Origin of the sequence: Limnobaculum allomyrinae (assembly GCF_016649425.1) — a bacterium.
GTDB lineage: Bacteria > Pseudomonadota > Gammaproteobacteria > Enterobacterales > Enterobacteriaceae > Limnobaculum > Limnobaculum allomyrinae.
The window spans coordinates 425,706-438,802 of record NZ_JADRCR010000001.1 but is presented as its reverse complement, the minus strand read 5'-3'; the positions used below and the strand labels follow the sequence as shown (position 1 = coordinate 438,802).

8 protein-coding genes and 1 pseudogene are annotated in these 13,097 nt (G+C 44.1%); 4 read left to right on the top strand and 5 right to left on the bottom strand.

All coding sequences use genetic code 11. From position 1 onward, the window contains the following. Positions 1 to 86: 86 nt before the first annotated feature. Positions 87 to 818 carry an arginine ABC transporter substrate-binding protein gene (artJ, locus tag I2494_RS01965; RefSeq protein ID WP_218465658.1) on the bottom strand — a complete coding sequence of 244 codons (732 nt, stop codon included), beginning with the start codon at positions 816 to 818 and terminating at the stop codon, positions 87 to 89. A 125-nt stretch (positions 819 to 943) separates the two neighbouring features. Next, positions 944 to 1,803 (bottom strand): annotated as a pseudogene (locus I2494_RS01960) (LysR family transcriptional regulator). Between the two features lie 263 nt (positions 1,804 to 2,066). Between I2494_RS01960 and bla the strand changes: the two are divergent. Continuing rightward, positions 2,067 to 2,954 carry a class A beta-lactamase gene (gene bla, locus I2494_RS01955; protein ID WP_218465659.1) on the top strand — a complete coding sequence of 296 codons (888 nt, stop codon included), beginning with the start codon at positions 2,067 to 2,069 and terminating at the stop codon, positions 2,952 to 2,954. Between the two features lie 32 nt (positions 2,955 to 2,986). Next, positions 2,987 to 3,829: an aminoglycoside phosphotransferase family protein gene (locus tag I2494_RS01950; protein WP_228350807.1), complete on the top strand. Its 843-nt coding sequence runs from the start codon at positions 2,987 to 2,989 to the stop codon at positions 3,827 to 3,829. 71 nt (positions 3,830 to 3,900) lie between these two features. Here the strand turns inward: I2494_RS01950 and rimO are convergent, their stop codons facing one another. Continuing rightward, a complete protein-coding gene (gene rimO, locus I2494_RS01945) occupies positions 3,901 to 5,235 on the bottom strand; it encodes a 30S ribosomal protein S12 methylthiotransferase RimO (RefSeq protein WP_218465660.1) in 1,335 nt (444 codons plus the stop codon). Positions 5,236 to 5,882: 647 nt separating this feature from the next. Here rimO and I2494_RS01940 point away from each other — a divergent pair. Next, positions 5,883 to 6,425: a hypothetical protein gene (locus tag I2494_RS01940; RefSeq protein ID WP_218465661.1), complete on the top strand. Its 543-nt coding sequence runs from the start codon at positions 5,883 to 5,885 to the stop codon at positions 6,423 to 6,425. Next, on the top strand, positions 6,407 to 10,411 hold the full coding sequence (locus tag I2494_RS01935; RefSeq protein WP_218465662.1) for an autotransporter outer membrane beta-barrel domain-containing protein: 4,005 nt from the start codon (positions 6,407 to 6,409) through the stop codon (positions 10,409 to 10,411). The genes I2494_RS01940 and I2494_RS01935 overlap by 19 nt, the downstream gene beginning before the upstream one ends. 64 nt (positions 10,412 to 10,475) lie before the next feature. Here I2494_RS01935 and I2494_RS01930 read toward each other — a convergent pair whose 3' ends face one another. Further along, positions 10,476 to 11,045: a DUF1523 family protein gene (locus tag I2494_RS01930; protein WP_218465663.1), complete on the bottom strand. Its 570-nt coding sequence runs from the start codon at positions 11,043 to 11,045 to the stop codon at positions 10,476 to 10,478. Positions 11,046 to 11,337: 292 nt separating this feature from the next. Then, a complete protein-coding gene (locus I2494_RS01925; protein ID WP_218465664.1) occupies positions 11,338 to 13,023 on the bottom strand; it encodes an aspartate:alanine antiporter in 1,686 nt (561 codons plus the stop codon). Positions 13,024 to 13,097: the final 74 nt, after the last annotated feature.

The window sequence follows — 13,097 nt, the reverse complement described above, 5'->3', positions numbered from 1 at the left end:
CCAGTGAAAAAGTATATTAACACTGCAAAACTCAAAGTAAAAATGACCTCATAAAGAGGCCATTTTTATATAGCTAACGGAATGAATTATTGCGGAAACCACTTATGGCTGATTTGCTGATAGGTGCCGTCTTTCTTCACCGCTTCCAGTGCGGTATTAATTTTATTCATCAGTTCAGTGTTATCCTGACGTACTGCAATACCTAAACCTGCGCCAAAATAAGCAGGATCGGCAATATGCTCACCCAGAGTAACCAGCTCAGGGCTGGTTTTTAGCCACTCGTTTACTGCGGCAGTATCACCAAATACTGCATCCAGACGACCATTCTTCAGGTCGATAACTGCAGTTTGGTAGCTATCATAAGGAACGGTTTTAATTTCAGGATGCTTTTCATTCATGTATTTCTGATGGGTAGAACCATTCTCCATACCCACTTTTTTACCTTTCATCTGATCAACTGAAGTAATCGTGCCTTTACGAACAATCAGAACCGCAGAGTTCGCGTAATAAGGCTGGCTGAACAGAACCTGCTTGCTACGTTCAGCGGTAATGTCCATACCGGAAATCACCACATCATAACGACGAAATTTCAGGGCAGGAATCAGGCTATCAAATGCATGGTTAGAAAAAGTACATTCTGTTTTCATCTCTTTGCAAAGTGCTTTGGCCAGATCGATATCGAAGCCTGCAATATTGCTGTCTTTATCCATAAACTCAAACGGCGGGTAAGTTGCCGATGATGCAAAACGGATAGGATCAGCGGCTTGAGCAGATAACGCAGCACCAGCTAATAACAGAATGGCTACAACTTTCTTCATGGTACAGACTCCGATAGTAAAAAGGTTATGACTATTTATTCGTATAAATCGAATATATATTCATTAAATATGAATAGGCAAGCAAAATCTTCATTAACGATGAAAGAGATGAAAAAAGAGTCGGTTTACGCCTCCTGACATATCCACTCTTGAAATAGCTGCATTGCAGGAGTGAGATGCTTTGACTTCAGCCGGGTCAGCCAGTAACTCCCCATATTAACTTCTGTATTGAAGGGGCGAACAAGGGCTCCGGTTTCCAGTTCTCGTGCAAACATGTTGGAAGGGGCTAAAGCAACCCCGACATGTTGTATGGCGGCTTCAACCATGAGACGGGAAGAGTCAAAAATCATGCCATTTGGTCGCCATGGGCTGAGGCCTGCATTGATTAACCAGCAATCCCATTCCTCCTCTCGATAAGAACGAAGAAGTGTTTCTTTAGCCAGATCGTCTGGTTTTTCAGCCGTTTAGCGATCTCAGGCGAACATAAAACGGTCAGTGGTGCATCGAATAATAACGTATTGTCACTGGTTGACCAGCTACCCTCACCAAATCGAATGGCGAAATCCAGCCCTTCAGCAGCAAGATTTACCACGTTATTATTGGTCAGTAATTTTAATTCGATGAAAGGGTACTTTTCATGAAATTTCCACAGCCGGGGAAGTAACCAACCCACAGCGAAAGTACCCACAGTAGCGACCGTGAGAACTTCATGAAATTCGCCCCCTTCAAATCGTTTTAGCACTGTCTGGATATGGTCAAAGGCTTCGGTTAATACCGGAAGTAAAACCTGAGCCTGTTCAGTCATCTCCAGGCCACGAGGTAAGCGTTTAAAAAGTACGGTACCCAGCTGTGCTTCGAGTAAACGAACCTGTTGGCTCACCGCCGCCTGAGTGACGTTTAGTTCAAGGCCAGCACGGGTAAAGTTCAGATGTCTTGCTGAGGCTTCAAAAGCGCGCAGTGCATTAAGAGGAAAAAAAGATCGCATTCATCGATACCTATAAGTTTTTCTTTACCCTTGGTGAAAATAACCTTGCTTGTGAATTACTTTATAATGATTGATATTGCTAGAGTTATAACTAATTCAAAATAATAATATCTACCATCATAGCCACTAATTTGACAATGGTAATAGTATTTCTTTTGGTGGGTGAGAGAGCCATTATTTTTTGATGAGGTGATAACGAATAACTGTATTGCGTATTTTGAGAAAGCGATATTTTTAATACATTCTTATTTGACGAGACTAATATGACTAAAAATATGTTGCGGAAAAGTCTGCTGGCAGTGGCTGCTTTTGTACCTTTTATCACTTTTTCTGCACCACTGTTGGCGGCGGCAGCAAACCAAACTTCAATCATTCAGCACAATCTGGCTGAATTAGAAAAAAGTACTGGAGGACGACTGGGTGTTGTACTGATCAATACCGCGGATAATTCAAAGGTTGTTTATCGTGGTGATGAACGTTTCCCAATGTGTAGCACCAGCAAGATGATGGTGGTTGCCGGAGTATTAAAACAGAGCGAAACACAGAACGATCTTTTGAGCCAGCAGGTAGATATCAAAAAGAAAGATCTGGTCAGTCATAGCCCGATTGCAGAACAGCGTTTAAATAAAAAGATGTCATTGTTGGAGTTAAGCGCAGCCACGTTACAATACAGCGATAATGCGGCTATGAATAAGCTGCTCGAGCAACTGGGTGGCCCCAAAAAAGCCACGGCATTTGCGCGCTCCATTGGTGATCAAGCCTTTCGTTTAGATCGTACTGAGCCAACGCTAAATACGGCCATCCCCGGTGATAAGCGTGATACCACAACACCATTGGCCATGGCGGTCAGCTTGCAAAAATTGACGCTGGGTGATGCGCTTGCTGCACCACAGCGAGCCCAATTGATTGAATGGTTAAAAGGGAATACCACCGGTGCCGCCAGTATTCGTGCAGGGTTACCAACAGAGTGGGTAGTGGGTGATAAAACAGGTAGCGGTTCTTATGGCACAACCAATGATATTGCGGTTATTTGGCCAACGGATAAAGCGCCATTAATTTTGGTTACTTATTTTACCCAGAACGAAAAAGAGGCTAAATCCCGCAGAGAAGTTTTAGCATCGGCAGCAAAAATCGTTACTCAGGGTCTCTGATTTTTCATATTAAACAGGATGGGTGTTGAGCATTGACCAGACAAATTACCGGGTTGTCGGAGGGGTTAATCAGGCTACGTGATTATTTGACCCTTTGGCAGCTTACCGAGGATGGAGAACCGTTCCACACCCATTCCAGCTGGCTGCAACGAGTTTGTTATGACAACCGTCCAGCCATGCTTAAAATCGCCCTATCCGCTGAAGAGCGAAGAGGTTCCCAACTGATGATGTTGTGGGATGGTCGGGGGGCTGCCAGAGTGTTAAGGCAAGGTGGTGATGCTATATTGCTTGAGTATCTGTCAGGAGAACAATCACTGGTTAAAATGGCAATGGAAAATCAGGATGATCAGGCTACTTGTATTATTTGTCAGGTCGTTAATCAGCTACATTCACAACCCATAGCGCCGTATGCTGAATTAGTTTCTTTATCAGAGCGGTTCAAATCACTCTCTTTGGCTGCAGAAGAGCTGGGTGGCGTTTTTAGTCAGGCTGAATCCGTTGCTGCCCGATTATTTGCACAACCTCAGGATATAACGATTCTCCACGGAGATATTCACCACGGAAATATTTTGGATGCCGGGGAGCGAGGATGGTTGGCAATTGATCCCAAAGGATTATTGGGGGAGCGAGGATTTGATTTCGCCAATATTTTTTGTAATCCCCGGGCAGATATTGCTACCAGTGCGCAGCGATTTTTCCGACGATTGGAGATAGTGACCGAAACAGCGAATATCGAGCGTAATCGTCTGCTGGCCTGGATTATTTCGTGGTCGACACTTTCGGCAGCCTGGTTTATCGAAGAGGGCGGGAATCCGGAAACACCATTGGCTGTTGCACAGTTGGCACTGAGAGAACTGGGGGATAGCGATTTTTAATTCGGTTTATATAAAAACCCCGGCTGATATGAACCGGGGCTTTTATATTTATCTGTTAAATAGGCGCAGCGTTATCTTGCTACAGAACCCCACAGATCATATTCGTCTGCATTCTCAATAGTGACCTGAACAATGTCGCCCACTTTAACCTGACGCTCTTCATTCAGATAAACTACACCGTCAATTTCCGGGGCATCAGCCATACTTCGACCGATGGCACCTTCTTCATCAATTTCATCGATAATCACCGGTAGCGTCAGGCCAATTTTGTCTTGTAAGCGTTGGGCAGAAATTTGTTGTTGCAACTGCATAAAGCGGTGGAAACGCTCTTCTTTTATCTCTTCCGGTACCTGATCGGCAAGCTCATTAGCCGCCGCGCCTTCAACCGGACTGTATTTAAAGCAGCCTACGCGATCCAGTTTAGCTTCTTTAAGGAAGTCTAACAGCATGGTGAAGTCTTCTTCCGTTTCACCCGGGAAGCCAACAATAAAGGTAGAACGCAATGTCAGTTGCGGGCAGATTTCTCTCCAACGCTTAACGCGTTCCAGTGTGCGTTCTACAGAACCAGGACGCTTCATCGCTTTCAAAATTTTTGGACTGGCATGCTGCAAAGGAATATCCAGATAAGGCAGAATTTTGCCAGCGGCCATCAATGGAATAACGTCGTCCACATGAGGGTAAGGGTAGACGTAATGTAAACGTACCCAAATTCCCATAGTGGAGAGTTGTTCACACAGACTAACCATATCAGTTTTCACCGGCTGACCGTTCCAGAAACCGGTACGATGTTTCACGTCTACACCGTAAGCTGAAGTATCTTGTGAAATTACCAGCAGCTCTTTTACTCCGGCATCAACCAGACGTTTAGCTTCATCCAACACGGAGCCAATCGGACGGCTGTCCAGGTCGCCACGCATGGAAGGAATAATGCAGAAAGTACAGCGATGATTACAGCCTTCGGATATCTTCAGGTAAGCATAATGCTTCGGCGTTAGCTTAACCCCTTGAGCAGGAACCAGACTGGTGAATGGATTGTATTCTGGCTTTGGCGCATAAGTATGAACATGGGCTAATACCTGTTCATAGCTGTGGGGGCCAGTAATTTCCAGTACCTTAGGATGGACTTCACGGATCTGATCTTCTTTCGCTCCCAAACAGCCCGTTACAATAACTTTGCCGTTTTCAGTTAATGCTTCCCCAATGGCCTCCAGCGATTCCTGTACAGCGCCTTCAATAAAGCCACAGGTATTAACGATAACCAGATCGGCACCTTCGTAACTTGGCACCACTTGATAACCTTCGGTACGCAACTCAGTAAGAATGCGTTCTGAATCGACCAGATTTTTAGGGCAGCCTAAAGAAATAAAACCGACTGTTGGAGCATGGGGTGTTGTAGTTTGGGGCATTATACAAAACTCATTGATTTAGTGATTCAGCAGCGAACCGATTTATCGGTATTCACGACTGGTGGCGACTGGGGCAGAATTCTACCGATGTCGAAGCCAAAATCATATAGCCAGATGCGGTGATTTGACTGGCTGATAGGTGGCAGTAGTGTAGAACATCAGACAGATAAAATCAGAAAATTTGAGCTTCAAAATGAATCTAATGTTAAGTGGTCTGATAAAAAACTATGATTCAACTCGTTAATTTTTTATTTTTAATAATAAACAACGCGATTATGTTTTGTGTGTATTTAAAGATGGTCTTCAGTAAAAACAATCAATCGGGCTTAAAAAAACTAACCATTTAGCATTGGTCAATCGATTGGCTTATAAATAATCAGAAATTTTCCGATAAGAACGAATTATCATTACTCTATGTTTTTTAATGATTTTATTTATTAAATGATAACATATTGTTTGTTTTTTATACCATTGTGTCTGCTTAAACGAATATTCTAAATTTTCCCAACGAATATATGAACATTTTTTGCTCTAAAAAGTGTGGATCTACAATGATACTTTGGTATCATTAGTTATCTGTTTTATTCTGTGCTTATTAATTAACAACGCATTAAATAAATATCAATTACTCTTATCCTGGATAGGATATGGACGCAAATATAAAAGGGATTGTTTTGAGCAACTCATTTAACCATTCAAAAACAAACGGTAAACATCCTGAGTATGCGTTTAAAAAGAAACGCATCGCGATGGCTGTTATCGCCGGAGCCTTTTCCACGCTTTCTGCTACTTTTCCGCAACTGGTTAATGCAAATGGCAGCAATATCATTCTTCATCATGACCAGGAAATGACCATTGATACCGAAATGGACATCAGGCCAACTAATGTATCGAGCACTGGCCGCGTGCTGATTGGTTTTCAGGAGTATATAAAAGAAGGGACTAATGGAACCCTTACCGTTACAGAGAACGGTAATCTTACCGCCAGACTAATCAACCTTGCCCGTCACCCAAATTCTTATGCGGTAATGAATGTTGAGAAAGGCGGTAAAGTTCACGTTATTAATACCAGTTATGCTTATCCAATGGCGGTTGGTGGTGACGGTGGAACAACTGACTCGGTTGGGGCGGTTGGAATACTTAATATCACCGGACCGGACCGGGAAGTGAAGTGGTTGTTACCCCGTTAAACCAGTCGCTTTCTCTGGGGAGTGGCGAGGTTTCAATAGGTAGTAATGGTGCCACTGGCTATCTGAATATCACTGATGGCGGAAAGTTTAGCGTCAGAGACAATGATGGTACTGACAGAGGTGTCGGAATTTATATTGGTAGCCGGGGAGCGAATACCACCAAAGGTTATGTAACGGTTGACGGTGCCGGTAGTGAGTTTTATGCCGAAAACAGAATCCTGGTTGGTACCTATAATCAAGGAATACTAACAGTGACTAATGGCGGAACTGCAAAAGCGGATTCCTATATTAGCGTTGGTCGGGTGGAAAATATTCAGGGTGAAAGCCTGCTCTCTGTTACCGGAAGTGGTTCATTAGCACAGGCAGAGAACATCTATATTGGTGAAGGTAACAAGAGCCAAAGTGCGGTTGTTGTAGCCGATGGGGGAACCCTGACCAGTGAAAATAATATTTATATTTCCCGATATTCAGGCTCTCTTGGCGAATTAGTTGTTGGTGGACGTGCCGGAGAAAGCGCATTGGCTGCCGGTACTGTTAATGCCAGTGTTATCCAGTTTGGTCAGAATGGTTTGGTTGGTAACGGTAAAATCACCTTTAATCACACCAATGATGATTATCAACTGAGTGCTACTGTTGTTGGGCTGGGTGCGATTAATGTACTGAGTGGAAATACTGAACTAACCGCAGATAACACGGGTTTTACTGGTAAATTTACTATTGAAAATGACGGTACGCTGACGGCCCGACAACAGCAAAATTTGAGTAATGTTGATATCTCAAATAATGGTACCTTGACGCTGCTTAGCAATAGTGACTGGGAACTGATTAACAAAATTTCAGGTAATGGCCTGATTAATGTTGATACCAATAACAATCAATTTAGTTTCGCTGCCAATACCGGTAATGCTTTTACCGGTACTGTGGCGCTAAACAATACTCGTTTTACGCTTGATTCATTAAACGTTCCACAAAACATTCAGTTCCTGACGGATACGACACTGCAGCTTAATAGTGGCAGCCAGGCAACCGTTGGAGTCGGGGCTCAATCCATTGGCGGATTAACCTTTAATGGTGGTCAGCTATCTTTTGACACAACGATCACCCCAGGTGAGCTGCTCTCTTCTAATTGGGTTGAGACTTCCACTAATAGCGTTCTGGACATTAGTGGTACCGGTTCTATTCAAGTCTCGATGCCGCCTGCTGTACCTAACGATATACCGGTGATTAATGGCAATAAATCTTTGTTAGAGCAAGATGATGAGCAGACGTTAATCATGTTGGTCAAGGCAAATGGCAGCGTGACCGGAACCGGCGGCCAGCTTAACCTGATTGATGAAAACGGTAATGCAATCAGCAATGCTCAACAATTAGATGTGTCTCAAAATGGAAGTGTCGTTGCCAAAGGAACCTACGACTTTCAGTTAAGCAGCGGTACAAATAATGATGGTTTGTACATTGGTTATGGATTAAAACAGTTGGAATTGCAGGGTAGCGGTAATAATGCGCTTATTCTGACGCCTGCCACAGGTTCCAGCGGCTTAGCGACTGACTTGCGTGCCAAACTGACTGGAAGCGGCGATCTGGCCATTGATGCCATGGGTCAAACCGTCTCATTATCTAACGGCGGTAATGATTACACCGGCGAAACGTTTGTTCGTCAGGGGGCTCTGTCACTGGCAAACAATAATGTATTGGGGCAGACATCTCATCTACAGTTAAATGCTGATACTCAGGTATTGATGAATAGCTATCAGCAGTCGGTGGGTAAACTGAGTACGGCGATTGACAGTCAGATAAATCTTGATGATGGCAGCCAACTTACCATTACCTCAGCACAACGAGCAATTGGTGATAATAATGGTGGTTTAATTGCACAAGATACATTAACAGGAACGGGTAGCTTAATACTGGACAAGAGTGCCATGGTGGTAAATGGCACTAATGAACAGTACAGCGGCGATGTAACTCTGAATAACGGCTCATCTGTAGCTTTAGAGCAGGCGAATGGTCTGGGAGCCTCAGGGAAAATTACGGTGACTGGCGCTGACGATAAATTGACGCTATCCATTACACCTGATAATACGATCCCAACCCATGCCTTTACCCGGACGTTGGCAGGCCAGGGCGTTGTATCTTTGCAAGACAGTACCGATATTACCCTGAATGCGGATAACAGCGGCTTTAGCGGTCTGTTTACGGTGGCTCAGGATTCCACATTACGTGCCGCTGCAGTATCCCATTTGGGAAGCGCCAGCATCGATAATCAGGGTGAACTTTACCTGACGGCGAATAATAACTGGATACTGGAAAATGATATCTATGGTAGCGGTGACCTGTATAAGCAGGGCGCTTCCATAATGGTCGTCAATCGTGATTTAACCTACACCGGTAATACAACCGTAGAAAATGGCACACTGGTAATTGGTGACAATACGGGGACGACCGGAGCGCTTTCTGCCAGTGCGCAAGTGAACGTGTTATCCGGTGCCATACTGGGTGGTAGCGGTAATGTTGCCGGAGATATCGATAACGCCGGTATGATTACTGCGCTGAATGCATTATCAGGTTATGAATCTGCTGCTGCCAGCCAATTTACCGTTGGTGGGATTAACAACAACGGTATTATTCGTTTAGCTGGCGGAGCTACGGGCAACCAACTGAATGTGAATGGTAATTATACCGGTAATAGCGGCAGTCAATTAATAATTAATACCCAACTGGGCGACGATAACTCGGCAACGGATAAATTGGTGATTAATGGTGATAGTGCAGGGGCTACCGATCTGATTGTTAATAACATGAACGGTGCAGGCGCAGCAACTCAAAATGGTATTCAGGTTGTGAGCGTGAGTGGCGCTTCAGACGCTGAATTTAAACTGGCTAACCGTGCGGTAGCCGGTGCCTATGAATATTTACTGTATAAAAATGGTACCACGACAGAGGATGGTCATTGGTATTTACGTAATACTACCGAAGATCAATCCGGTGGTGAGGATAATGGTGGCGGCGTTAAACCAGAAGAGGTCACGCCGGAAGAGAGCACACCAATTTATCGCCCGGAAGCAGGCAGCTATATTGCTAATATGGCCGCAGCAAAAACGATGTTTAATTTGCGTCTGGAAGATCGTGAAGGTCGTGCGGAAAACAGCAGTATGTGGCTACGTCAGTCAGGTAGTCACAATCGTCAACGAGAATCTTCCGGGCAATTACGCACCACTACCAACAGTTATGTAATACAAGGTGGCGGTGAAATTCTGTCCCATCAGTTTGGTGCGCAGGATCGTTTAGGCTTAGGACTGATGCTGGGATACGGTAATGCCAGCAGTAAAACACGCTCCACCTTTACGGGTTATCATTCCAAAGGCCGTGTCGATGGATATACCGCTGGGGTATATGGTACCTGGTATCAGGATGCTAAAACCTTAAACGGCCTGTATCTTGATAGCTGGTTGCAATACAGCTGGCTGGATGCCTCAGTCAATGGTGAGAAGTTGTCACAAGAAGACTATGACATTAAGGGATACAGCGCATCACTTGAAGGTGGTTACCGCTTGCCGGTTTATCAGGGACTAAATGGTAATGTGTTTGTTACTCCTCAGGCTCAAGTCATCTTCAATGCGCTGGATGTTAATGACTATCGTGAAACTGGCGGTACCTATGTTCGCTCCAACGGTAAAGATAATGTCCAAACTCGCTTAGGGTTAAAAGTTTCCCGGGATGGCGTTCACGATAAAGATAAAGGAACGAATAAGCTGTTTACTATCTATGCTGCCATTAACTGGCTGTATAACAGTGAAGTGACCGGTGTTTATATGAACGATGTGCATCTGGAGCAGGTTGGTAGCCGTAATATTGGTGAGCTGAAGCTGGGTGCTGAAGGGCAAATAAACAACCATCTTAACCTGTGGACGAATGTCGCTCAGCAGATAGGTGGTGATGGCTACAGTGATACATCAGTTAACGTTGGTATTAAATACCGTTTCTGATGATTGGTCACCATAAAAAACGGCAGCCTTTTGGCTGCCGTTTTCAATTTAGAGTGAATATAAATTACTTAACAATAGAACCATCAGGACGTCTCAGATCTTTACGATCGCGCCAGTTGGTAATAATCGTTGGCAGCGCAGCCTGAATGGCGATCAGAACGAACCAGATAATCCAACCCAGAACTTTCATTACGGTATAAAAAGAGAAACCAGAGGCGTCAAATCCATCAACAGGTTTAATGGAGATAATGTTTTTGAACATATGAACCATATTAAAGCGCCAGCCGTAGTGAACTACCCGGGTAATTTGATTGGCATCATTAGCAGATTGAGCCTGAGCCTGGATATCAGCGCTGTTAAATTTGAAATACCATGGGAAGCTCCAGCCGGTATCTTCATTACGGTAGACCATAATCTTTTTCTTTTCATCGATAGTGTAAATGTAATACACATCGCGCGTTGGGCCATCAGCCGGGTTTTCTGCGGAAATAGGGCCATCGTTATCAACGCGTTTCACTTCAGAACCGGTGATTTTGACAATATCAGTTGAAGGCAGATAGAAGCTGCAAAGAAGAGCAGTACCGATAGCAAAACAGACCAGATAACCGATAAATATTTTTTTGATTAATGACATAAGAATCACGCTTCCCTATGAGTTTTGGGGTAATGCACTTCTTATATTGTATGTCATTGCTTAATGACATGCATGAACAAATCGTGAGAGTTACTGAATTACAGGCAATAAAAAACCCGATAAGTATGAAACGTAAAAATGACTTATCGGGTCAACCTCAATGAGGGAGTTTTAAAGTAAAGCAGTGGCACTATTTAAGACGTGAATAGGTTGAAATAGTTCATCACGTAAGCAAGATTTTTTTCACTTTTTTTACACTTATCCATAATGTCATGATTTATATGAAATTATTTTATGGCAAACTTGGCCAAATGATAATGATTAATGAACCCGCCAGCGTGAGTAATACGTTTGCAATCGCATAGGTACCTGCATAGCCCAGCGCAGGAATGTTACTACGGGAAGTATCACTGATAATTTCCATCGCTGGCGCACAGGTTCTGGCTCCCATGATGGCGCCAAATAGCAAGGCCCGGTTCATTCGTAAAACATAAGCGCCAAACAGATAGCAAATAACGACGGGAACCAGACTAACCAGTAAACCGGCAATCAGCATTTGGCCACCAACCAGTCCCAAATTATTACCAATACCGCTACCGGCACTTAATCCAACACCAGCCATAAATACCATCAATCCGAACTCTTTAACCATATTGAGGGCACCTTGAGGAATGTAACCAAAGGTCGGGTGATTAGCCCGCATAAAGCCCAGCATAATGCCGGAGAACAGCAGGCCGGCAGCATTACCAATACCAAATGAAAAGTTACTGAACTGGAAGGTGATTTGACCAATCATCAGACCAAGAATAAAAAAGGCACAAAAGGCCAACAGATCGGTAACCTGACTATGAATAGAGATAAAACCAATACGTTCAGCTACGCCCTTAACTCGATGAGCATCACCGCTGATTTGCAGAACATCACCGGCATTCAACACGATATTATCGTCAATGGGCATCTCAATCTGACTACGAATAACCCGATTAAGGAAACAACCATGGTCGGTCAGGTTTATCTGACTCAGGCGTTTGCCCACCGCATTATTGTTTTTTACTACGATCTCTTCAGTGACGATGCGCATATCCAGCAAATCGCGTTCAAATACCTCTTTACCATTGCGAAAGCTGGGATCTAATCGGGCATGGGCATCCGGATAACCCACCAATGAAATCTCATCGTTGACTTGCAAAACCGCATCCCCATCAGGGGAAGCGATAATGCCATTGCGACGAATTTTCTCAATATAACAGCCAGTCTGACGATAAATACCCAGTTCACGTAGATTTTTACCCCCAGCCCAGGCTACCAGTTCAGGGCCTACACGATAGGCTCGAATTACCGGCAGATAAACTTTACGTTGGCTATCATGATCCAGGCCGCGCTCTCTGGCGATTTGCTGAGCACAGGTGGATAAATCTTGTCGCTGTAATTTTGGCATATAACGAGCAGCAAAGATTAAGCTGACCAGACCAATCAAATAGGTCAGAGCATAGCCCAAACTGAGATGGTCCTGGGCTGTAGCTAATATCGTTGTATCAGAGGTGGTATGACGCAATGTATCACCGGCACCGACCAGCACCGGTGTTGATGTCATCGAGCCGGCCAGCATCCCGGCGGTGAGGCCGATATCCCATTTAAGGAATTTGCCCAGTCCCAGCGCAATACACATCGCACTACCAACCAGAATCAGAGCCAGTAAAAAATAGTTTTTTCCATCGCGGAAGAAGATAGCAAAGAAGTTTGGACCGGCTTCAACACCAACGCAGAAGATAAACAGCATAAAGCCCAGGCTTAAGGCTTCGGTATTTATCGTAAAATGCTGATAACCCAACAATAAGGAGATAACCAGAACGCCGATTGAGCCGCCCAGTTGAACTGAACCCAGCCGAATTTTCCCTAAACACAAGCCTAATGCTAATACTACAAACAGCAAAAGAATGTAGTTACTGTTTAGCAGGCTGATAATATCAATATTCACAATGTTAACTTTACGTCATTTGCAATGAATGAATAGTGGATTCATCTTTATAATCCACATAAAAAAGAGTCTTG

Coding starts and splice junctions, on each gene's coding strand:
- artJ (WP_218465658.1), bottom strand. CDS start 818: ATGAAGAAAGTTGTAGCCATTCTGTTATTAGCTGGTGCTGCGTTATCT.
- bla (WP_218465659.1), top strand. CDS start 2,067: ATGACTAAAAATATGTTGCGGAAAAGTCTGCTGGCAGTGGCTGCTTTT.
- rimO (WP_218465660.1), bottom strand. CDS start 5,235: ATGCCCCAAACTACAACACCCCATGCTCCAACAGTCGGTTTTATTTCT.
- I2494_RS01940 (WP_218465661.1), top strand. CDS start 5,883: ATGGACGCAAATATAAAAGGGATTGTTTTGAGCAACTCATTTAACCAT.
- I2494_RS01930 (WP_218465663.1), bottom strand. CDS start 11,045: ATGTCATTAATCAAAAAAATATTTATCGGTTATCTGGTCTGTTTTGCT.